This is a genomic window from Nocardia sp. NBC_01730 (assembly GCF_035920445.1).
Classification (GTDB): domain Bacteria; phylum Actinomycetota; class Actinomycetes; order Mycobacteriales; family Mycobacteriaceae; genus Nocardia.
Genome location: NZ_CP109162.1, coordinates 4291665 through 4313164 on the forward strand (window position 1 = coordinate 4291665; position 21500 = coordinate 4313164).

Annotated in this window: 19 protein-coding genes and 3 pseudogenes; 10 read left to right on the forward strand and 12 right to left on the reverse strand. The window is 64.7% G+C overall.

Features of this window, described 5'->3' with window-relative positions; genetic code table 11:
- Positions 1–86 precede the first annotated feature (86 nt).
- The 8 genes and pseudogenes from OHB12_RS17080 to OHB12_RS17110 all read right to left on the reverse strand — a co-directional run bounded on the left by OHB12_RS17080 (position 87) and on the right by OHB12_RS17110 (position 8837).
- Entirely contained in the window at positions 87–782 is a 696-nt protein-coding gene (locus OHB12_RS17080; RefSeq protein WP_327120715.1) for a TnsA-like heteromeric transposase endonuclease subunit, read from the reverse strand.
- Between the two features lie 40 nt (positions 783–822).
- Positions 823–1590: a 2-phosphosulfolactate phosphatase gene (locus OHB12_RS17085; protein WP_327120717.1), complete on the reverse strand. Its 768-nt coding sequence runs from the start codon at positions 1588–1590 to the stop codon at positions 823–825.
- A gap of 769 nt (positions 1591–2359) precedes the next feature.
- Positions 2360–2839: a hypothetical protein gene (locus OHB12_RS17090; protein ID WP_327120718.1), complete on the reverse strand. Its 480-nt coding sequence runs from the start codon at positions 2837–2839 to the stop codon at positions 2360–2362.
- Positions 2840–2841: 2 nt separating this feature from the next.
- Positions 2842–3360, reverse strand: a pseudogene (locus OHB12_RS36365) (N-6 DNA methylase); the annotation flags it as partial.
- A 198-nt stretch (positions 3361–3558) separates the two neighbouring features.
- The gene (locus OHB12_RS17095; RefSeq protein ID WP_327120719.1) at positions 3559–4662 is read right to left on the reverse strand and encodes an ABC transporter substrate-binding protein; all 1104 of its coding nucleotides are present in this window, start codon (positions 4660–4662) and stop codon (positions 3559–3561) included.
- Positions 4662–6440 carry an ABC transporter permease gene (locus OHB12_RS17100; RefSeq protein WP_327120720.1) on the reverse strand — a complete coding sequence of 593 codons (1779 nt, stop codon included), beginning with the start codon at positions 6438–6440 and terminating at the stop codon, positions 4662–4664. Before OHB12_RS17100 ends, OHB12_RS17095 begins: the two co-directional genes overlap by 1 nt.
- On the reverse strand, positions 6437–7552 hold the full coding sequence (locus OHB12_RS17105; RefSeq protein WP_327120721.1) for an ABC transporter ATP-binding protein: 1116 nt from the start codon (positions 7550–7552) through the stop codon (positions 6437–6439). Before OHB12_RS17105 ends, OHB12_RS17100 begins: the two co-directional genes overlap by 4 nt.
- A 178-nt stretch (positions 7553–7730) precedes the next feature.
- Positions 7731–8837 (reverse strand): PrpF domain-containing protein, encoded by a 1107-nt coding sequence (locus OHB12_RS17110; protein WP_327120723.1) that lies wholly within the window; start codon positions 8835–8837, stop codon positions 7731–7733.
- Positions 8838–9032: 195 nt separating this feature from the next.
- Here OHB12_RS17110 and OHB12_RS17115 point away from each other — a divergent pair, with 195 nt between their 5' ends.
- Together OHB12_RS17115 and OHB12_RS17120 are read left to right on the forward strand one after the other, a co-directional pair.
- Entirely contained in the window at positions 9033–9956 is a 924-nt protein-coding gene (locus OHB12_RS17115) for a LysR family transcriptional regulator (RefSeq protein ID WP_327101421.1), read from the forward strand.
- 105 nt (positions 9957–10061) lie between these two features.
- A pseudogene (locus tag OHB12_RS17120) lies at positions 10062–10316 on the forward strand (integrase); the annotation flags it as partial.
- 21 nt (positions 10317–10337) lie between these two features.
- On the opposite strand, the gene OHB12_RS17125 reads toward OHB12_RS17120, so the two are convergent.
- Entirely contained in the window at positions 10338–10685 is a 348-nt protein-coding gene (locus OHB12_RS17125) for a DUF3024 domain-containing protein (protein ID WP_327120725.1), read from the reverse strand.
- Positions 10686–10724: 39 nt separating this feature from the next.
- Positions 10725–11213 (reverse strand): annotated as a pseudogene (locus tag OHB12_RS17130) (IS30 family transposase); the annotation flags it as partial.
- A gap of 239 nt (positions 11214–11452) precedes the next feature.
- Here OHB12_RS17130 and OHB12_RS17135 point away from each other — a divergent pair.
- Positions 11453–11587 (forward strand): hypothetical protein, encoded by a 135-nt coding sequence (locus OHB12_RS17135; RefSeq protein WP_327120729.1) that lies wholly within the window; start codon positions 11453–11455, stop codon positions 11585–11587.
- 865 nt (positions 11588–12452) lie between these two features.
- Here the strand turns inward: OHB12_RS17135 and OHB12_RS17140 are convergent.
- Positions 12453–13469, reverse strand: a complete 1017-nt coding sequence (locus OHB12_RS17140; RefSeq protein ID WP_327120731.1) for an IS630 family transposase — start codon at positions 13467–13469, stop codon at positions 12453–12455.
- Positions 13470–13798: 329 nt separating this feature from the next.
- Between OHB12_RS17140 and OHB12_RS17145 the strand changes: the two genes are divergently transcribed.
- The gene (locus OHB12_RS17145; protein ID WP_327120732.1) at positions 13799–14209 is read left to right on the forward strand and encodes a hypothetical protein; all 411 of its coding nucleotides are present in this window, start codon (positions 13799–13801) and stop codon (positions 14207–14209) included.
- A 259-nt stretch (positions 14210–14468) separates the two neighbouring features.
- Positions 14469–14912 (forward strand): hypothetical protein, encoded by a 444-nt coding sequence (locus OHB12_RS17150; protein WP_327120733.1) that lies wholly within the window; start codon positions 14469–14471, stop codon positions 14910–14912.
- 391 nt (positions 14913–15303) lie between these two features.
- Here OHB12_RS17150 and OHB12_RS17155 read toward each other — a convergent pair whose 3' ends face one another.
- Positions 15304–15462, reverse strand: a complete 159-nt coding sequence (locus tag OHB12_RS17155; RefSeq protein WP_327120735.1) for a restriction endonuclease subunit S — start codon at positions 15460–15462, stop codon at positions 15304–15306.
- 1200 nt (positions 15463–16662) lie between these two features.
- Between OHB12_RS17155 and OHB12_RS17160 the strand changes: the two genes are divergently transcribed.
- The 5 genes from OHB12_RS17160 to OHB12_RS17180 are packed head-to-tail and all read left to right on the forward strand — an operon-like array spanning position 16663 to position 21435.
- A complete protein-coding gene (locus tag OHB12_RS17160; protein ID WP_327120737.1) occupies positions 16663–17400 on the forward strand; it encodes an urease subunit gamma in 738 nt (245 codons plus the stop codon).
- 2 nt (positions 17401–17402) lie between these two features.
- Positions 17403–19220 carry an urease subunit alpha gene (locus tag OHB12_RS17165; protein WP_327121181.1) on the forward strand — a complete coding sequence of 606 codons (1818 nt, stop codon included), beginning with the start codon at positions 17403–17405 and terminating at the stop codon, positions 19218–19220.
- Positions 19221–19223: 3 nt separating this feature from the next.
- On the forward strand, positions 19224–19898 hold the full coding sequence (locus OHB12_RS17170; RefSeq protein WP_327120739.1) for an urease accessory protein UreF: 675 nt from the start codon (positions 19224–19226) through the stop codon (positions 19896–19898).
- A 32-nt stretch (positions 19899–19930) separates the two neighbouring features.
- Entirely contained in the window at positions 19931–20623 is a 693-nt protein-coding gene (gene ureG / locus OHB12_RS17175) for an urease accessory protein UreG (RefSeq protein ID WP_327120741.1), read from the forward strand.
- Positions 20590–21435 (forward strand): urease accessory protein UreD, encoded by an 846-nt coding sequence (locus OHB12_RS17180; RefSeq protein WP_327120743.1) that lies wholly within the window; start codon positions 20590–20592, stop codon positions 21433–21435. Before ureG ends, OHB12_RS17180 begins: the two co-directional genes overlap by 34 nt.
- Positions 21436–21500 lie beyond the last annotated feature (65 nt).

Consider the following 21500-nt stretch of genomic DNA (forward strand, 5'->3'; position numbering starts at 1 on the left):
CTCGGCCCCGATCACCTCGACGACCACGTATTCTCGCCCGCCGCAACGGAATCTGCTCGCCGCTTCGAGAGCATCTACCCGGGTCCTCACGGCGTGCCACCTCCGACGACGAAGTCGGGACCCAGCAGCGCGGCATCGATGTCCGCGGCCAGTTCACGGTGCCAGAGCAAATGGAACAACGTCGGCGTTACCACAATCGGGTCACCGACCTCGCCGATCCCGTCCGCCAGCCGCCGCGGCGCGGCGAACACCTCCCCGAACCGCGCCACCAGCCCCGGACGACGACACCGCGGATGCCGGTAACCCGACAACCAGCGCAGATTCGCCGCTCTGACCAGCGGCATCTCACCCACCCGGCGATACCGCCACCCCAGCGACGCGCACCATCGTGCCGTCCGGTCGAACACCGCCTGGTCATCGGCGTCGACGCGGGAATCGGGACGCACGTCGACCACCACCGCCTGCCCCTCGTCGGTGCGCAGGAAATAGTCCGGGACATGCCGGATCGTCTTCTCGCCATCGGGCCACGACAGCTGGAACGGCTGGGAGGCAATACCCTTCACCGCCGGTGCGGAGTCGAAATCCATCAGCCAGTCCCGCTCCAACCACGACTCGTAACCGATATGCGAGCCGGTGGTCGACGACCACCACGAACCGGTGAAATTCCTCTGACCCCGATACGACGGAAACCCCCGCGCCGGAGCAGCGTCCTCGAACCGGGTTGCCACGCAGGCCGCCAGCGGCAACCGCTCCCGCCGACCGGCGGCACCGACGAACTCCACCCAACAGGCATCGGCACCAGGGCCTGCTAACCAGCCGTGGTCAGGATGCATCAGCGAAGCGCCCATCGACCAAGACCGGCACGGCCCGACTGGAGTCGAGCTCGATCGCGACGGCGACGTCATCGCCGAACCCGAGGGTAGCCAGTTCTCGTCCCGACGCGCAGTCGCAGACCAACGCGCGAATATCGCCGACAGCACCGTAACCAGCCATGGCGGCCAATGCCTCCGGTGATAGGGCACCAACCCCCCGCGCGGCGAGCGCGGCAATGACCGCGGCCGCACCGATCCAGTCCTCTACCGCGGGACGCAGGACGTCTCGACCCGGCCAGTGCTCACCAGCGGCGATCACCGCAATGGGCTGCTGCACTGTTCCCCAGCCCTGTCCGACAATCCAGTCCGCGACCGCCGAGGCGTTGCGTAGGCATGCGGCAATCACCGGAATACTAGTGACAGCAGCGGAAATAGCGGATCCATTCGGTGACGGCAACACCAGCCGCGCCGGAGCAGGAGCGCGACGCAGAGCGGCAGGAGACAACGACCACGGCTGCCGCTCCGAGACAGCGCTGCGGCCGACAGCCAGCTCCGCGTCATGCTCTGCGGCGAATTCCGCCGCGCCTCCGTCGCACCATGGATACGGCAGAACATGCGTGCCGCCATCGACCGCCACCGAAACCGCTGTGCTGAACGACAGAACGTCGACCACCACAACGGCCACGCACTTCGGACCGAGCGCCCGGGCGCCGGCCAACCCCCAATCGAATCCGACACCTGCCGACGATTGTGTCGACCACTCCGGAAACTCCGACATCCCTGCTGCATCCTCCCGCGCATCCGCAGCGCCCGGTACATCCTTGCCACATCGGTCCATTGATCAAGGACTCCCGAGACCAACCCGGACGACGAACCTGCGTCAGGTTAGTGGCAGAACCGCCTCCGTTGCGGCAGAACGATGGCAATACCTCAGATCCATTGGCAACGGACAGTTACAGGTGGATCTGAACGTCACTGGTGATATGAAATGTTGGTACAGGCGAATTTTGACGTCACCTGGTCGGGATGGTGATAGGTTGCGCTACAGCGTTCTGTGTGCTCTGTCCGAGGCGGGTGCTAGAAACCTTCGCCTTCCGCCACAACCAGACATTCGGTCGTACACCCACGTGAGCGGTGCTACGCAGTCGAGCCCGATACGGCAGGAACCGACCCGCCCGATCGACGCCACCAGCCCCACCAGACCAGACTCCGCAAGCGAAACCGGCCGTCCATCCTCGACCGGAACACCATGGCTGAACAAATCACCCAGGCTGTGAACGACAGAAGCGCGAATGGCTGGCGCTGGGTATGCCGTGGGATGAGGGCACACACGTGTGCGCCACCATCGACGGCAAGCCGGTATTGCCCCGAACGTTTACCAAATAGTTCCACCGCATCCGCATCGCGACCACACTCCCCCGGATCACTCTGCGCAACCTCCGGTACACGTCGGTCTCGGTGATGCTCCACCCGGGCATTCCGGCGCCCACCGTGGCTGCCTGGCACGGGCACGACGTCCCGATGACGACGCCCGTCTACAACCGGGTCTACAACAAAGTTCTGACCGCTGCCACATCGGCCATGTTCGGTACCGATAAGGCCGTCTGAGGCAATCCGGGACAGTCGAGAATCGAGAGTTCTCCCGCCCGTTGGCACACTGAGCCGCGAAACAAGAAGACGGCCGATACGAAAACAGCCCCTACCTGCGTAAATAAGCGGACCTTGGGGGACCTTACTCGAACACGAACACGCAGGTAGAAGCCCTGGAAGCCCTGATCAAGAAGCTGCCCGACACCACGACAACCACCCAGCCGCCTGCGGAACGGCCCGCTCCACGGCGGGCACGCCAACTGGACGCCGACCGAATCGCGGAACTGATCGCCGGATACCAGGCCGGGTCCACAGTGTATGAACTGGCGTCCCGATTCGGCATCGAACGACGCACGGTCAGCAATATCCTCCACCGGCACGATGTGCCGATGCGCCGCCGCAGCCTGTCCCCCGACCAGGTCCAGACCGCCGTCCACCTCTACAAGCTCGGCTGGTCACTCACCCGGATCGGACAACATCTCGGCGTAGCCCACACAACCATCCTGATCGCACTCCGCCAATACGGAATACCCACCCGAGACACCCACGGAAGACCTCGGTAGCGGGCGCATGACCGTGCGCTCCATCCGAGTAACAGCACTGGGCCAGCCCGATCGCGTGCTCGACTACGACGCTGCGAGATTCCCGCCGGAACCAGATCGAAGGGATCCCGAACCAGTGCGGAGATCTGTTCTGCACCCGCGAGGACCGGCCGCTCACGCTCGCGTGATTTGAATTTCAGCGAGGTCGCATCGACCATCACAATGCGCGGTTGGGGTCCTCGGCGGCGCCGATGTTCCAGCACCCACACCGTCGTATCCACCGACGACACCGAGAACAGGTCCCTCGACAAGCGAATGACCGCGCGCCCAGCGCCCCGGTCCACCAACTCCTTGCGGACCGACTGTTCATGTTCATCCGATGACGTCGTCTCCGATACCGACATCAGCACCGATGCCCGCCCCCTGCTCCGCTCTTGCTTACAGCGCGGCCTGCAGCCAGGCGAAGTTAGCGTTTAGCTCGCCACCAGCAGGCCAGCTCAGCCACCTGGACTGCGGACTGGAGGGCAGCGCACGAAGCGGGATCAACCGGAGCTTCCGGCATCGGAACCGCCCACCGCGTCAGATCGTGACGCGGTGGGCGGTCATGGTCGCATCTATTGGTTGTAGCCGAAGATTGCGTTCCAGGCCCGTTGGTCGGTGGCGGCGTTGCTGATCGACTCGGCGGGCGTGATCCGGTGCACCCTGGGGTCGGTGAAATCTGGCAGTTGCACGCCGCGCACATTGGGCGCGGCGATGTCGGTGCGGACCGAATACTCACCCATGTCGGCGAAGACTTGCTGGCCGCGTTTGGCGAGGTTCCAGTTGAGGAACAGCTTGGCGGCAGCGGTGTTCGTCGCGGTGGAGGCGACCCCGGTGTAGTAGTCGTATGCCGTGACGCCCTCCTCCGGGACGACGAACTTCACCGGCGCGTTCGCGTTGTTCGCGATATTGACGGCGCTGACGACAACAGTGCCCGCGTCGATCTGGCCGCGGGCCAGCGCGTCGAGCTGGGCACCGATTGAATCGAAAACCCTTGCCCCGGAAGCATATTGACGGAGGTAGCCGTCACCGAGCGTCGCCCGCTGGAACCGGGTCAGTGCGAGAGCGCTGCCACCGGCGCCGGCTTGGGCGATGCCCCGCTTGTTGGACCACCGGTTGTCCAGTAGTGATCGCCAACTGGTCGGCGCCGCGTCAGCGTGGACCAGCGCGGTGTTGTAGCCGAAGGTGTAAACAGGGTCGAAGGTGCGGTAGTACGAGCCACCGTCGAAGATCACGTCGTCGTGTAGGTTCGTCGCGGTCGATGGCTGGTATGGCTGAAAGACGCCCCGTTCGGCGAGGCCGTGCGCGAATCCGGCGTCGGAGATGCGAACGATGTCGGCCTTGAGTTTGCCCGCGCCGTGCTCGGCGACGATTCGCTCGTACAGGCGGTTGGGGGTCAGCCGGATCTGTTTGACCTTGATACCGGTATCGGCTTCGAATTGGTGCAGAAGTGTGGCTTCGCTGGCTTGGGTGTAGCCGCTGTAGAGGGTGAGCTTGCCCTCGGCCCTGGCTTGTTTCCACAGGCTCTGGTCGGCGATCTGCTCGCCGTTGATGATCAGCGCGTCGTCTCGTTGGATGCTCTGGGCCGGTCGGGCCAATGGTTGGCCTCCCGGGGGCGGTGCACAGGCGGTCAGTGCGGCTAGTAAGGCGGCGCTCAGCCCGATCACGATCTTCTTCATCAGACGGTTTCCTTGGATCCGAGGCGGCGCGACAGCACGGCGAGGGTGGCGATGACGACGCAATACAGCAGGCTGAGTTCGGCTGCGGCTTGGAAGGATCCGTTGTCGTAGGCGTCGAAGATCGCGATCGACAGCAATCGCGTGTCCGAGGTGAACAAGAACAGCGCCGCGGTCAGTTCCCGCATGGACAGCATCAACAGCAGCAGGAAGGTGGAGGAGAGTCCGACCCGCAGCAGTGGTGCGGTGACGAAGCTGATGGCTCGATACCTGCGTGCGCCGAGCATCACCGCGCTGTCTTCGAGGTCCTTGTCGAGCTGGATGATCGAGGCCGACACGCCGCGGTATCCCTGCGGGAGGAACACCGCGACGAAGGCGATGACCAGGACGGCGAGGGTTCCGTAGAGCGGTATCGGCATAGCCAGCCAGGTCCACAGCAGACCAAGTCCGAGCACGACGGCGGGTACGGCGAGCGGGAGCATGGCAACGTATTCGAGTAGCTTGCGCCCGGGTGCGTTGGTGCGATACCGGGTGTAGGCGAGGGCGAAGCAGAGCGCGGTTCCGATCGCGGCGGTCGCGACACCGACGGTGACGCTGTTGACCACGACGTGGTGGAAATCGGAACTCCTCAGTGTCTGTCCCATACCCCACAGGGACAACGCGCCGGGGCGGCCCAACTGCCCGAGGTCGGCGACATAGGGACTGGTTTGCAGGCTCGCGAGAATGAGCGCGAACACCGGGAGCACCACCGCCAGGGCGCAGTACACCCAGGCGAAGACAGCGGCGGGACGGCGCCAACCGCGCAGCGGAACCTTGCGGGCCCGCACACCTTTGCCCGTGACGGTCGTGTACTGCTTGCCGGCCATCGCCCGCTGTTGGAACGCGACCACGACGACCAGCAGCACCGTGAGCACGACGGCGACGGCGGCCGCGTCATTGGAACGGGCGGGCGAGGCGTTCATCAGTCGGTAGATCATGGTCGGCAGCGTGTCGATACCGCCTGCCACACCGATGACCTGACCGACCGGAAAGTTCTCGACGGACAGGGCGAAGACCAAGATGCCCGAGCCGACGACGGCAGGCATGACCAGCGGGAACGTGACCTTGCGCAGCATCTGGGTGAGTTTGGCCCCGTGCAGACTGGCCGCATCCTCGAGATCGGGATTCATTAGCGACAGCGCCGAGTGCACCATGAGAAACGGGTACGGCGCGTAATAGAGGCCCAGGACGAAGATCATCCCGCCGAAGCTGTAGATATTGATCGCATTGGGCAGGCCGATGCTGTTCAAAGCCAGATTGAGGTAGCCGGTGGCGGGCCCTCCCAACAGTACCCACGCCAGCGAGCCGACGAGTGCGGGCAGGAACAGTGGAGCGATTCCGATGCCGTAGATGAGTTTCCGGCCGGGGATATCGGTGCGGGCTGCCAAGAAGGCGAGCGTGCAACCGATCGCCAGCGCCAGCAGCGACGCGCCGATCCCGACGGCGGCCGAGTTCAGCATCGCCGACCGTGCGGTACCGGAGCCGAGCACCCGGAAGTTGTCCAGGGTGAAGTCGCCGAAGTCGAACAGCGAGGTGCGTTCGGACTTGTCGGTGAACGCGCCCATGACGATGAAGAACATCGGGCACAGCACGATGAGGGCGAGCAGAGCCAATTGCAGCAGCACCGGGAGCCAGCGCCGCACTCGGGGCCGCCGGTATCGGGACGCTGTGGATTTCCCTGCGGGCTCGATACTTTCGGAGCGGGGCTGATCCGTGGTCGGCCCGGTGGCGAGGGCACTCATGCGGGCACCGCCGTCGTCTCGACGCGGTCATCGCGCAGGACTTGGGCTCCGCCCGGGACGGCGGTGACCACCGCGCGCTCGCCGATCCCCAGGACCCGGCTGGTGTGGCCGGTGGCGATGGCTTCTACTTCGGGACCGTCATCCAGTGTCACCCGGTACCGGATCGACGCGCCCTGATAACTGGCGACTTCGACGCGGCCGGTCCAGGACTGCCCGTCGGGCCTGGTGTCGTCGGCCGCGGTGACCAGCAGATCCTCCGGGCGCAGACAGACGATGATCGAGCCGGACTCGGTTGGGGTGGCATCCACCCGGACCGCGATGGACGGGTAGTCGGTCAGCTCGACCGCACCGCGTTGTCCCGTGCCGGTCGTGCAGCGGAAGATATTGCCGACACCGAGAAAGTCCGCGATCGAGGCGCATGTCGGCTTGGTGTAGATCTCCTCCGGAGTACCGATCTGCACGATGCGCCCCTGATGCATCAGCGCGATGCGGTCGGCCAGGGCGAACGCTTCGACCTGGTCATGGGTGACGTACACGGTCGTCAGTCCGAGTCGCAGTTGCAGCTCGCGCAACTCCATCCGGAGGCGCTCGCGCAGGCGAGCGTCGAGGTTGGACAGCGGCTCGTCGAGCAGCAGCACGCTCGGGCGCATCACCAGACTTCGCGCGAGCGCGACCCGCTGCATCTGCCCGCCGCTGAGCAGGCTGGCACCTCGGTCGGCCAGCTCCCGCAGGCCTACCAAGTTCAATGCCTCGAGCACCCGCGTGCGGATCTCCTGCTTTCCGACCTTCTGCATCTTCAACGAGAACGCGACATTCTCGAACACGGTGCGGTGCGGCCACACCGCGTACGACTGGAACACCATCCCGACATTGCGTTTGTGGGGCGGAACGGTGCGGCCTTTCGTCGAGTCGTGGACGACTCGATCACCGATGGCGATACGTCCGGCGTCGGGGGTTTCGAGGCCGGCGACGCATCGCATGGTGCTGGTCTTACCGCATCCGGATTGCCCGAGCAGAACCAGTGATTCGCCGTCGGCGATATCGAGGTAGAGGTCGCGTACCACGATGTTGCCCGCGTACGCGAGAGTCAGGTTGTCGATCGTGACTTTCATCTGTTTCCTTCATCCTGGACAGCGATGTCCACGGGGTGGCCGACTGTTCGCCCGTTCGTGTTGGTTCCGCTCGGGCTATGCGGTCTGCCTGGGGGCGATTGTGGTCGACTACCGCATCGAGTTCTGGTGATTCGGCGGTTCGGATCAGATTTCTCGGCCGTCCGCCGGTGCCTGGCCGTCATGCGGATCCGGCCAGGACCGTCGTCGGCGTGATGAAGAGCTCTGCGGTAGCGATGCGCCGGGCGGCTCGATACAAGGTGACGGACTCGGGGACACCATCCGGTGTCGAGGTCATGTCGAGCTCGAGGATGCCGGCCGGGGTGCCCAGTCGCAGGGATCCGGGCCACCCGATGCGGGCGTTGTCGGCGACTATGCTGCCGGGCACGGTCGCCGCGGCTGCCACGGCGACGGCTGAGGTGAGTCCGATCGCGGGATGCGGCGCGAGCATGGAGACCATCCGGACCGAAACGTCGTATTCCTCCGCGGTGGTATATACCCCCGTGCTGGTGCGGTAGTCGTGTGGCGGCCCGACGATGCCGACCTTCGGGATCGCGTGCGAGACGGGATCACCGGCGCGGCTGAGCCCCATCCGCAGCGAGGACGCGGTGCGTAGCGCGATGAGCAGGGGTAGGCGCTCGGCGATCAGATTGTTGTCCTCGGTGCCGGTCAGTCCTAGGTCGGTGGCGTGGAACAGGGCGGCAGGGGCGCCGGCGATCACCAGTGTGGCTCGATAGTTATTGTCACCGACCGTGATCCGATCCGACGCCGCACCGGTCGGTAGCAATGATCGGTGGTCGGCGGCCAGATCGGTGAAGGTCAGCGAGACCGGGACGCCGAGAGCGCTCGTGCCCGGGACGGCGGCAGTGCCCTCGGCGGGCACGATTCCATTCGGGGTGGCGATCTCCGCGGTGAGGATCGCTCCGGTGTTCTGGTTGCGCATGCGCACCGTCGTGGTCGCGGTGTCGACCGCGACGAGCCCTGCCTGCAGCGTGTACAGACCGATCGCTGTCGCGCAGTTCCCGCAGTTGCTGCCCCATTCCACTCGCCGGTCCCCGATCGCCACCTGTGCGAATAGGTAGTCGATGTCGATACCACGCGTGCTGGAGCGTCGGACGACCGCGGCCTTCGATGTAGTGGAACTGCCGCCGCCGACACCGTCGAGTTGGCGGGGATCGCCCGAGCCGAAGGCGGATGTCAGGATGGCGTCGAGCCCGCCGGCCCGTCCGATCAAGGGGTCGACGTCAACCGCGTTGAAGAGCCAGCATTTGCTGGTCCCTCCGCGCATCCAGGTTCCGCGGAGTGTGAACACCCGTCCGGCCCGCCTTTCGCTCGTGAAGAGGATCTGTGAACCACCGCGCGACTCCCAGCTGTTCGTGAGCCGGGTCACGGTGACACAGACAAGCGTGCAGCCTCGGACACTGGAGTACAATTTCGAAAACCTTGAGGAGGTTTAACTTCTACTAAACCCTGGAGCCGCACCATGCTCGACCCTCGTCGCCTGTTGTTGCTGATCGATGTGGTGCGCGCCGGCTCCATCACGTCAGCCGCGGCACAGCTGAACTACACGACCTCGGCGGTCTCCCAACAGATCGCCAAGCTCGAGACCGAGGCCGGCCAACCGCTGCTGGAACGGCACGCGCGCGGCATTCGGCTGACCGAGGCGGGGGCCATGTTGACTCGTCGTGCCGAGCGCATCGAGACTCAACTGCTTGCCGCGCGCAGGGAGCTCGACGACATCGCCGGACTCCGCTCGGGCACCGTGCGGATCGGGACTTTTCCCACGGCCGGATCGAGTCTGCTGCCGTCGGTGGTCAAGCTGTTCAAGGCCCGCCATCCGGCCGTGGCCCTGACCGTGCGCAGCTCCCGATTCGCGCAGTTGCGCGCGATGCTCGACACGCGCGAAGTCGAACTGTCGCTGCTCTGGGACTACGCGTGGGCTCGCGTCGACGATCAGGAGCTCGCGGTGCATGAACTCCTGATCGATCCACCGACGCTCGTCGTATCGGTCAACCATCGCTTCGCCGATCGGAAGACAATCGCGATGGACGAACTCGCCGATGAGCAATGGATCACCCGCGAGGACAACCATCCGGTCGGGCTAGCCTTGGAAAAGGCCTGCAACGCAGCAGGATTCACCCCCTCGGTAGCATTTGCGGCAAACGACTACCAGGAAGCCCAAGCCATGGTGGCGGTCGACCTCGGCGTATCGCTGGCGCCCCGACTTGCGCTGTCGAACCTGCGCGAGGACGTCCGCGTCATTCCGCTGACCGGCGGGGCCCCGTCCCGGCGAATTCTGCTTGCGCACATGGCAGAGCAGCGTCTCACTCCGGCCGCGAACACACTCCTGAGGACCTTCGAGGAGGTCGCCCAGGGGTTCGTGGAGGCGCCCCTCGCGAGCCGATGATACGAAGAGTCGAGGGACAAATTCTGTTTCGCCGCAGGTTGATGGACGTTAGCCCATCGCGCATTCGGCTCAAGTCCACCGCCGACAGCTAACGCTTGCTCTTACGCGGTGGTCGATGTCGCCACTCGCACGATCGGGGCGGGAGTACTGCGCCCGGTCGGGACGAAAGCGGTGGATGCCTCGCTATTGCTGGCACGCATGCTGGTTCCCGAACCGATGCGACCGGGTTGGGTCGACGCGTTGCGAATGTCGGTGTCGCGGTTACCGCATCGGAGTCTGGCCGATATCGACGCCCGGATGGAGCAGGCCGCGGCCATACCGGTCATCGTTCCGGAAACGATCTTGGTCTCAATAGGTCAACGCATCACCGACGATAACTGATCAACCCCAGAAGATCGGGTCGCCACTGTTGTCGATGTGATCGAGCAGGTCCTGAACGTGAGGGCTCGGCTCCAAGAACCGATAGCGGTGAAATTTGAGGTGTCTGTCCCGCCAATACAGCGTCCACAACCCTGTTTTCTTCGTGTAGTGCAGGCGGGCGATCGGGAATCGTGTCCATTCCGGGCCGAAGTCCTCGCGCCATGGTGGTCGGCATTCGCAGATCGTGACATGGCGCGGCGAGACGTCGCATTCGACCCGAATCTCGTGGCGATATTGTTCGGGAACTCTACTGGCGCAGTACTTCACGATCCGGGCGACATCGAGTTCGGGAAGCCCTGTGGTAGCCATGCCGGCCATCATGCCAACCACCCCTGATGGCCGGCTTTGCTATCCGGCTGCATAGGTGCCGAGCACCTGTTCTTCTCGCTGGCGTGGGCTGTCCCAGTCGAGCACTCGACGAGGCCGATCGTTGAGTCTGGCGGCGATCATGTTCAGGTCGTCCTGGGTGAAACTGCGCAGGTCAGCCTTCTTGCGAAGGTACTGCCGAAGCAGCCCATTCGGGTTCTCGTTCGTCCCGCGTTGCCACGGATGATGCGGGGTGCAAAAGTAGACGGGCATGTCGAGAGCTGTGGTAATGCGCTTGTGCTCGGCCATTTCCCGTCCGCGATCCCAGGTCAGCGACCGACGCAGATGCGCCGGCAACCTGCTCAGATAGGTGATCAGCGCATAGGCTACCGTCTCGGCCCGGTACCCGTCCGGCAACGCCACCACATGCGTGAAACGGGATTGCCTATCCACCAAAGTCGCGACCGCCGACGGCCTGGTTCCGAATACCAGGTCGCCTTCCAGATGCCCGGGCTCGCTACGATCGTCTGCGGGTGGGTATTCCGCGCCGGCGTAGTGCGGCCCCAGGCAGGTCGCAGCGGACCGGACGCGGCTGTCGTAGATCCCGGGCGCCACGAGCTCGCGATAGGTGTCCTGGCCAGGAATGTCGGAACGGCCACTTTCCGCACGGCGGTGTCAGTCGCCGAGACGATCCGACCGGCACGGTTGTTCGCGTCCGCTCGTGCTTGTTCCGCGAGCCTGGCAAGTACCTCCAGACCAAGCAGTGCCCGATGACTTTCGGGCGCGATTGCGTGATCGGCCGCCCAGTACAGCGTGCGCATCGTGTCGTCGTGCATACGGAAGTTGTTGACATGCCGCTCGGCCTGTTCCGCAGTGCGGGCAGCACGCTCGGCGGCCTCGGCTGAGCGTGTGGACGCGAGCGCGGAGGACTTGGTGACCTGGATGCTTTCCCGCATTGCTCTAACGGTGTCGCTGCCCGTCCGTCGTTGCAGCCGCGCTGCAACGACGCTGCCAGCAAAGCCGATGGCTGGGCCGATCAACGTCACGAGGATCGCGGCCCACCACGGCACCGACACAGAACTGGACATCGGGGACTCCCCTTATCGGAACCAGACGACGGCCACGTTCGCACCGGGCACTGGCTCGAATTCGCTTACGACACAACGCCACAACCGACGCGATCAATAATGACCGAATGTCGACAGTAATGACGCGACGTCCGGGTGCCGAGATCCCCTGTCGCGTACCCGCTTCCACGGTCCGGGTCATGGGGCCGCCAGGCACAGCCCTGAACCGCACTGCTGCGGCGAGCGTGGACGACGTCGACCGGTACATGTTGTTCGGGATGCGCCGCCGAACCGTCCCCGATGCCTGAGCGGCGTGGCTCAGCGACAACATCGTGCCGGAACAGCTACGGCGACAGCCGATCTCAAGATCATAGTCTTGCTGCCGAGAAAGCATGCCCCGTTTGGGGAATCGCTGCTATTGATGGAAGTCGACCAATTCGTATACCGCCCGACTGCGCCCCGACCCGAAGATACGAAAGTTTTCAGCACGCACACACGAGAAGTACGACACTGTTCGCCTGTCACCGGCCCGCGCTCTGATGTGCGCAGGTATCCGCAACCGCCCCACCTACATAGGTCTGGCTTCCAAAGATGTTACGAGCCCTTGGGGTTCGCCACGCGGCGGGATATGCCTATGGCTCTGCGTGTCATTCGAGTGAATGACACACTATTAAAGATCTTTCGGTAATAGAGTGAGTTGCTGTCAAAGGAGAAGCCCGGTGTGGTCGAGGAAGTTGAAACACAGATCGTAGTTCGTGCCGACGCGTTCGAGCCCGGTTTCGGTAGCGGCGCGGGCTTCATCGATCGTGTCGGGACACAGATTGGCCAGTTCGGTGGATTTGATGTTGCCCCAGACCATTTCGATGGGGTTGAGTTCGTAGCCGTAGGGCGGGAGTTGCTCGACGCGCAGCCACATGCGTTGGGTCGCGATCCAGGCTTTCATGGCCTTGGAGCGGTGCGAGGGCAGCCCGTCCCAGATCAGGGTGACCGCGTCACCGGCGAAGTGCCTACCCAATGCGGTGAGGAATTCGATCAGCGACTCGGTGTTGTAAGCACCCTCTTTGATCTGGAACACGAACGCCGCGCCACTGCGGTCGGACCGATAGGCCAGGACCCCGGCCATCGACAGTCGTTTCCACGAAAACCGGTGCCGCAGCGTCGGTGTGACACCTTTGGGCGCCCAGGTCGCTCTCACTGCGGGCAGCAGGGAGAATCCGCTCTCGTCTTGGAAGCAGATCCACGCACCTCGGCGCCGAGCGCTTTTTATGCGCGGCCACTCGGTCTTGCGCCACACCGCGATCGCCTCGTCGTTGCGCTCGACCGCGCGGCGCGCCGGACGCTGCCGACTCCATCCCATCCGCTCACGCAGGATCGTCCAGGTCTGCGTCTGTGAATACCGCACCCCGGTAACGCGCTCGATCACCTCGGCTACCCGCGCCAAGGTCCACATGTCGGTTGGAAACCCATTCACCTTGGGGCCCTTCATCAATGCGGCTTCGACCTCGCGAACGTGCTCATCGCTCAACCGTGGCCGACGACCCGCCCGGCCCACACTCGCCAAAGCGTCTCGTCCACCTTCGACCCACGCCTTGTGCCAGCGCGACGCCGTCTGCGCCGACACCTCGAGCTCCACCACCACATCGACCTGCCGCCTACCGGCCTCGAACATCTCCACCGCCCGCATACGACGCTCCCGCAACGCGTCGAAATCACGACGCATCCGGGCGCGCTTACTCTTTCGGCCACTCTCCCGCCCACCCGATGGTGGCACCCGCTCTGACACCCTGCGATTGTCCTACGCCACAGCACAATCCGATCGGTACGACTCACTGAATTACCGAAAGATCTTTAAGTTCGACGTTTGAAGCTCTCGGAAGGCACACGTCGATACCGAACCGGCGTCTGGTTGGCCAGACATCCGATAGTGCTGCGGAGCGCCCGTTGGTCGATCGTCCAGATATGTTGGTAGGCACGGCCTCCCAACGTACGCAATGCCGAGTTCCGTGCGATCGGGTGCTATACGGAACCTGGCGTGCCAGAATCGCCGCCATGTCATATATGAAAAGGGGGGCCGCCGCCGTCGTGGCGATGGGCATTCTCAATACTGCGCCACTCACCGGTCACGCCGCCGCAGCGACCGATCAGCCGCCGGACCTGTCGTTCAACGCCACCCGCACCGACCAAATCACCGCTACTATCCACAACCCGAACAGCACCGGCATCTGCTGGGCCACCATCAACATCGACCAGTCGGTGCACGAGTTCACCGAGTACTCGCCGTCCGGCGCGGCCGGACCCGACCAAACCGTCACCCCTGTTCGCTCCGGCCTGGCCTCGGGCACCTACCGGCTGTCGGGGTTCTGCGGCTCCAACTACACCGCCGGAGATCAGGCGAAGGGCGACGACTACAGCGTGACCGTCGGCGCAACCCAGCCATCCACCGGCTCCTTCGGGCTATGACACCATATTCCTGACCCGCTCACATGCGCCAATCCACCTATGGTCGCGAACTCGGCGGCGACGCGGTCTGACCTAAAGATCAATGGCTCCAGATCATCTCGGGCCATTTGTGCGCGCTCTTGCCGATTTCCGTGTCCCGCAGAGGCGGTGACATCGACACCTATGAAGGGGGATGCCATGCAGGACGACGGGAACGGGGAGGACGGCCCGGACTACGTCGATAGGCATTTCGCGCACCGGGTGTGTATCGGCGGGTGAGGTGCATGAGTCGCCGATCTGGAGCACCTACATTCAGCCGCTTGTGGACCCGTTCACCGACGACCACAACGATTTTCGCTTCTGCGACGAGGAGGAGTTTCACGAACTCATCTGGGAGGTGTGGCGTGATGCCGGCATCAACAACGACGTCACCGTAGAGCATGAGCAGGGGCTCTCGGTGGGAAGTTCGGAAGCCAAGGGGAGCAGAATCGACTTCCGGATGTACTACGACGATGGGCACAGGGTCGGAGTCGAGATCAAGGCCGCGGGTCTATGGTCGCTGGAGGGCGTGCAGGAGCAACTCGTGCGGTACGCAGAGACCGGGCAGTTCGACTCGGTGCTGCTGTTGACCGCCGATCCCGACCTGGCTGAGATCGACTGGCCCCGTTACCTAGCGGTGCCGTTGTTCATAGTCCTGCTCTCCGGCCGTCGTGGTCGGCTATAGCTCCCCGTTGGATCGAAGCCGCCTATCGGTTAGGGGTGGCTGCCTTGCAACTGCCAATGCGGCACGTCGATAGGCTCGCGAAAGTACCAATGCCCAGTCCAGTCCTGAGTTGTTTCCCACGCGCCGCGGCCTGCCCCCCGACCAGGTCGAGACAGCCGTCCACCTCTACCAGCTCGGATGGTCCCTCACCCGCGTCGGACAGCATCTCGGCGTAGCCCACACCACCATCCTGACCACACTCCGCCAACACGGAATACCCACCCGCGACACTCACGGAAGACCTCGGTAGCGGGCGCATGACCGTGCCCTCCATCCGAGTAGCAGCACTGGGCCGGCCTCGGGTGAACGATCCGGCTTCTTCACGCGCGGCGCCTGCCGAGGATGCCGCCGACTACATCCCGTCGACCCTGACAACACCTGTGACCAATGCTTCTGCCAGCACATCACGCCCCTCTTCTTCAGCCCGAAGTGCCGCACGCAGGGATACGATGCGCTGCTCGCGTTCTGCCAACACAACCGCGATCGCCTGCTGTTGTTCGAGTCGCAGCACGGGAACCTCGAGGTCGGCGAGTGATTTTGAAGCCGCTTCCATAGGTGTGTCAGTTCAGATGTGTCAGGGGGCAAACAGCCACTCGAGCTATGCCGCAGTGAGCTTGGGTGATGCCAAACCCGTCGGTGACCTCGACAGGGCTGATGGGTCGGCATGCGGTGGTACGCCAAGGACAAGCTCGTTACGAGATCGCTTGCAGCGCAGGGTGTTACGTAACAATCGAGTGATCGTGTGCCGGTCCGGGCGTCCAGATCGACGCGTGGTTGTGGATGTCCGCGTCGAAGGACTGCATCTCCCGCGCGTGCCGCGACGACGGGAATTCGGCGCTCATCGGGTACTCGAGGCCGGATGTCTCTATGCTCCAGTAGGTTTGATCTCCGATCTGGTTGCTGACGGTTAAGTTGGCGAACATCTGTCAGGTGGGCTTCTGGGAAGCTGTTCTCGATCTGCCAGAGCTGGTGCCAGGCGTCGATGTTGGCTGGTGCTGCGGAATCTCAGTACCGATCCCCGTTGCGCACTGTAGAATTTTGTACGGCAACGAGTTCGAGTACGGCAGGCAGAGCGCACACCTTCTTTCCACGCCGAACGGGACAGGGGATTTAGATGTCTCCCAGCATCGGTTATGCCGAAGTCTTCACTCACTCCACACTATGGAAATGCGAAAGTCGTTCTGGGGCAAGGCGATTATCGCCAGTCCCTGTTCTATGACCAATGCCGACATCAGTCGCCGCGTTCCCCGTTTCAGAGACCACCTCTGACCGGTTGCGCGATGAGATGTCCGGTCGTCAGGTGATGGCCTGCAGAGCGTGCGATTTGGCAGTCTTCCCCGCCAGGTGCTGGCCACGATTCGAGTGAGCGCTCATGCCGCTTGCGGGGCGCTCGGCAGGGCGAAACCGTTGCCGCACAAATTATCCGCTATTCCGTTGATCGCGCGGGGCCGTCTCTTCCGTGGCCTCGAGCTGCTGACCAAGACCGAGTCTTCATTCTGATTGTCGAGTGACAGACCCGACTATCGAGTGACAGTCCAGCATCTCCGCACTGCCTGCCGATGTGCTGCCCAGCCTGCCATCGATCGCCAGCCAGTAGTTCGCCAGTAGCCGTCATGTGCCACCGCAGCGGACGCGACCCCGATACGGGTGCCGTCTGGGCGTATGTCGTGTGGGTGTGCTGCCGGTCAAGGAAGAAGTAAGGAGGGACGACATGCATCTGACTCCGCACGAGCAGGAGCGCCTGCTCATCCATGTAGCGGCGGACGTGGCCCGCCGACGCCAAGAACGTGGCCTGAAGCTGAATTACCCGGAAGCGATGGCGCTGCTGACGGTGTACGTCTACGAAGAGGCGCGGGCGGGGACGCTCGTACAGGACATCATGGACTCCGGTCGTCAGCAGCTATGTCGTGATCAGCTGATGGAAGGTGTCCCGGAGATGATCAAGGACGTCCAGGTGGAGGCGACCTTCCCTGATGGCACGAAACTCGTGACGATCACCAACCCTATCCAGCCACACCAGGCGGCTCACCCCTCTGGGCCAGTACACATGCTGAAGGTCGAACCCGTTCAGGACACGACGGTGCAACCGGTGCATCCGGGAAAGGTGGAGTACCCAGACGGGGAGCCGCCGATCGAATTCAATGAGAAGTTGAAGGATTCGACGAGGAAGGTGGATGTGTCCAACCCCGGAAAACGTCCGATCCAAGTGGGCTCGCACTACCACTTCGCCGAGGCCAATCCCGGCTTGGACTTCGATCGTCAGGACGCCCACGGCATGCGGCTGAACGTGGCGGCCGGGACCTCCCAGCGTTTCGAACCCGAGTGCGGCCCCGTCGAGGTCGAGCTCGTGCCTATCGAGGGTGAGCGTGTCGTGCTGGGCCTGCGCGGCGAAGTGAGCGGCCCTCTCGATCCTGCGTCCACGCGACGAAACGGGAGGACCTCTCGATGACCATGAAAAGGGAAGCGTACGAGAATCCACTGACCCGCGAGGAGTATAACGAGCTGTTCGGGCCGACGGCCGGCGACCGGATCCGGCTCGCGGACACCGCCTTATCCATCCAGATCACCGAGGACTGGGCCGGCGGGCCCGGCCGTAGCGGGAACGAGGTCGTCTTCGGCGGCGGCAAGGTGATTCGTGAGTCGATGGGCCAGTCCAGCATCCCCCGCGATCCCGGCCCGCGCGATACGCGCAGGCCTGCGGACACCGTCATAACAGGCGCGGTGGTATTGGACCACTGGGGGGTGGTCAAAGCGGATGTGGCTCTGCGCGACGGCAGGATCCAGGCGCTGGGCAAGGCATACAACCCCGAGACGATGGACCCGATGCACGGTGACGATGGGACTCCCTCCGACATCGTGATCGGTCCGGAAACCGAGGTCATTTCGGGCAAGGGCCGCATTCTCACCGCCGGCGGCGTGGACACCCATGTGCACTTTCTGTGTCCGGAACAGATTCACGTAGCCCTCGCGGCCGGTGTGACCACGTTGATCGGCGGCGGAACCGGTCCCGCCGAGGGGTCCACCGCCACCACCGTGACGCCCGGCAAGTGGCATCTGGCCCGGATGTTCGAGGCGCTGGACGACTTCCCCGTCAACATCGGTCTGCTGGGCAAGGGCAGCACCACATCCAAGACCTCGCTGTACAACCAGGTGGACGCCGGTGTTCTCGGCTTCAAGATCCACGAGGACTGGGGAGCGACCCCCGCGGTCCTCGACGCGTGCCTTCGGGTCTGCGACGACACCGGCGTGCAGCTCGCACTCCACGCAGACTCGCTGAACGAGGCCGGCTTCGTCGACGACACGATCAAAGCCATCGGCGGGCGCTGCCTGCATGTCTTCCACATCGAGGGCGCCGGCGGCGGCCATGCCCCCGACATGATCAAGATGGCGAGTCACCCCAATGTCCTGCCTGCTTCGACCAACCCGACCCGACCCTTGACGGTGAACACCGTCGCAGAACACCTGGACATGATGATGGTCTGCCACCACCTCAATCCGGAAATCCCGGCAGATCTGGCCTTCGCCGACTCACGGATCCGCCCTTCCACCATGGCGGCCGAGGACCTGCTGCACGATATGGGCGCGATCTCCATAATGTCCTCCGACGCCCAGGCCATGGGCCGCATCGGTGAGATGATCATCCGTACCTGGCAGACCGCGCACGTGATGAAGAACCGTGTCGGCTTCCTGGATGGAGACAACGGCTCGGATAATCACCGCGCCCGCCGCTACATCGCGAAGTACACCGTCAATCCCGCGATAGCCCACGGCATCGACCACGAGGTCGGCTCGGTCGAGGTCGGCAAACTCGCTGATCTGGTGCTGTGGGAGCCGAAGTTCTTCGGCGTCAAACCACACCTGGTCCTCAAGGGTGGCCAGATCGCCTACGCCCAGGTGGGAGACGCCAACGCGTCGATCCCCACGCCGCAGCCGATCCTGCCGCGTGCGGTGTGGGCAGCTCAGGGCCGGGCCCCCGCGGCCAATTCGTTCAACTTCGTCACACAGCGGGCCCTGGACAAGGGGCTGGCCCAAAGGCTCGGCGTCAGCAAGCAGTTCCGCGCCATCGAAGACACCCGGGGCCGCGGAAAGAGCAGCATGCTGGAAAACAACGCCACGCCCGAAATCGACGTGGACCCCGAGACCTTCACGGTGGAAATCGGCGGAAAATCGACAGGGGACAACATGACCGAGGTGGACGGGCAGAAGATGCTCCCCAAGCAGGATCACGCCACCGCGCTGCCGATGGCCCAGCGCTACTTCCTGTTCTGACCGATGAGCCGCGCAACCCTGCTCATCCTGGCCGATGGCCGCTTCCCCGCCGGAGGACACGCGCACTCCGGCGGGATGGAAGCTGCCATTGCCCGCGCAGCGATCCGTGACGCAGACTGTCTGCAGACGTTCTGCCAGGGACGGCTGCACACCACGGGTCTGGTCGCCGCGGCCCTGGCGGCCGCGACGGCCGCCGGCGCCGACCCACTGGCACTGGACGAGGCCGCTGATGCTCGCACCCCTGTCCTCGCGTTGCGCGACATCGCCCGCAAACAGGGACGGCAGATGATGCGCGCCGCGCGTGCCGTGTGGCCGGCACCCGAACTCGACAAGCTCGCCCGGGACCGCCCGCAGGGTACTCACCAACCCGTGGTGCTGGGCTTGACTGCTCGCGTGGCCGGCCTGACGTCACTGGACGCCGCGTACGCCGCCGCCTACGAGAGCGTCAGCGGCCCAGCCACCGCAGCGGTACGACTGCTGGGCCTGGATCCCTTCGAAGCCACCGCCGTTCTTGTCCGGCTCGCCGACGACCTGGACCAGGTCGTCGACCGTGCGGCACGAGTTGCCGACCGTGTGGCAGATGAAGGCACCGCCGTGCTGCCCGCCAACTCCGCGCCACTGCTCGACGTCACCGCCGCGCAACACGCCCAGTGGCCGGTCCGCCTGTTCGCTTCCTGACCACACCCGTTCACACCGCTGAGGAGACCTCCGTGCACCTCGACGACAGCATCCCCCACTCGCACAGCGCCTACGCCGACCGACCCGCCGATCCCACCGGACCCGACGGTTCCCGCCGGGCACTGCGGATCGGTTTGGGCGGTCCGGTCGGCTCCGGAAAAACCGCCACGGTCGCCGCGCTTTGTCGGGCCCTGCGCGACCAGCTGTCCATCGCCGTGGTCACCAACGACATCTACACCCGCGAGGACGCCGACTTCCTGCTGCGCAGTGCGGTCCTGCCCGCCGAGCGCATCCAGGCCGTGGAGACAGGAGCCTGCCCACACACCGCGATCCGTGACGACATCTCCGCCAACCTCGAAGCCGTCGAGCACCTGGAGGCGACCGCCGGACCGCTCGACCTCATGCTGGTCGAATCCGGTGGCGACAACCTCACCGCCATCTTCTCCCGGGGGCTGGTCGACGCCCAGATCTTCATCATCGATGTGGCCGGCGGCGACGACATCCCCCGCAAGGGCGGCCCCGGCATCACCACCGCCGACCTCCTGGTGATCAACAAGACCGATCTGGCTCCCCACGTCGGCTCGGACCTGGAAACCATGGCCACCGACGCCAAACGTCAGCGCGGCGAACGACCCGTCGCCTTCACCTCCCTCACCGCCGATGACGGCGTTCGGCCGGTAGCCGACTGGATATGCGCACGCCTGGCCACCTGGACCGCGGCATGACCAGCACCTCGCCACACACCCAGGCCGCACCGCGCGCAGGCAGAGGTGTCCACGCCACCGCCCGCATCCGGGCGGTCGGCATCGACGGCCCGACCGCCGTGCCCTACCTGCACAACGACGGCCCCTTTCACCTGTGCCAGCTCAGCCACCGCGGCACCCAAGCACGTGTCCGCATCGTCGGCGCGATGAGCGCGCCGCTGGGCGGGGACAGACTGGCTATCCACGTCACCGCCGAAACCGGCGCCGAACTGGAGATCACCACCGCCGCCGCCACCCTCGCCCTGCGCGGCGCCACCACCGACCACGCCACCTACGACGTGACTCTCACCGTGGAAGAACAAGCGACCCTGTCCTGGCTGCCCCACCCGCTGATCAGCACCCACGGCAGCAACCTACGCCAGACCTACACCGTGGACCTCGCCCCCACCGCCCGGCTCGTCCTGCGCGAAGAACTGATCCTCGGACGAGCCCACGAAACCCCCGGCAACCTCACCAGCCACCTCACCGTGCACCGCGACGGGCGTCCTCTGCTCGCCCAGCACACCGCCTTCGGCCCCGCAGCCCCCGGCTGGGACGGCCCCGCCGTCCTGGCCGGACACCGCGCCACCGGCCACGTCCTCATCGTCGACCCAGCCTTCGCCAACGCCCCACCCGCCACCCGTTTGCTCGGCAACGACCCCGCCGACGGCCAGGGCATCGTCACGCCCCTGCCCGGCCCCGCCCTGCTGGCCACGGCCCTCGCTCCGACAGCCACACCCCTGCGTCGCCTGCTGGACGACGCCATCGATACGTACACACCGAGCCGCACGTAGCCGACCAGATCGCAGATCCTTACCGGGCCTGTCCAGCCTCAGGCTCCGTCCCACTTTTCGGCTCG

What these genes read in the sequence shown, in the direction of transcription:
- OHB12_RS17085 (WP_327120717.1), bottom strand. Translation starts at nt 1,590, where the DNA reads ATGTCGGAGTTTCCGGAGTGGTCGACACAATCGTCGGCAGGTGTCGGA.
- OHB12_RS17095 (WP_327120719.1), bottom strand. Translation starts at nt 4,662, where the DNA reads ATGAAGAAGATCGTGATCGGGCTGAGCGCCGCCTTACTAGCCGCACTG.
- OHB12_RS17100 (WP_327120720.1), bottom strand. Translation starts at nt 6,440, where the DNA reads ATGAGTGCCCTCGCCACCGGGCCGACCACGGATCAGCCCCGCTCCGAA.
- OHB12_RS17105 (WP_327120721.1), bottom strand. Translation starts at nt 7,552, where the DNA reads ATGAAAGTCACGATCGACAACCTGACTCTCGCGTACGCGGGCAACATC.
- OHB12_RS17110 (WP_327120723.1), bottom strand. Translation starts at nt 8,837, where the DNA reads ATGCGCGGAGGGACCAGCAAATGCTGGCTCTTCAACGCGGTTGACGTC.
- OHB12_RS17115 (WP_327101421.1), top strand. Translation starts at nt 9,033, where the DNA reads ATGCTCGACCCTCGTCGCCTGTTGTTGCTGATCGATGTGGTGCGCGCC.
- OHB12_RS17125 (WP_327120725.1), bottom strand. Translation starts at nt 10,685, where the DNA reads ATGGCTACCACAGGGCTTCCCGAACTCGATGTCGCCCGGATCGTGAAG.
- OHB12_RS17135 (WP_327120729.1), top strand. Translation starts at nt 11,453, where the DNA reads ATGACTTTCGGGCGCGATTGCGTGATCGGCCGCCCAGTACAGCGTGCG.
- OHB12_RS17140 (WP_327120731.1), bottom strand. Translation starts at nt 13,469, where the DNA reads ATGCGTCGTGATTTCGACGCGTTGCGGGAGCGTCGTATGCGGGCGGTG.
- OHB12_RS17145 (WP_327120732.1), top strand. Translation starts at nt 13,799, where the DNA reads ATGTCATATATGAAAAGGGGGGCCGCCGCCGTCGTGGCGATGGGCATT.
- OHB12_RS17160 (WP_327120737.1), top strand. Translation starts at nt 16,663, where the DNA reads ATGCATCTGACTCCGCACGAGCAGGAGCGCCTGCTCATCCATGTAGCG.
- OHB12_RS17165 (WP_327121181.1), top strand. Translation starts at nt 17,403, where the DNA reads ATGAAAAGGGAAGCGTACGAGAATCCACTGACCCGCGAGGAGTATAAC.
- OHB12_RS17170 (WP_327120739.1), top strand. Translation starts at nt 19,224, where the DNA reads ATGAGCCGCGCAACCCTGCTCATCCTGGCCGATGGCCGCTTCCCCGCC.
- OHB12_RS17180 (WP_327120743.1), top strand. Translation starts at nt 20,590, where the DNA reads ATGCGCACGCCTGGCCACCTGGACCGCGGCATGACCAGCACCTCGCCA.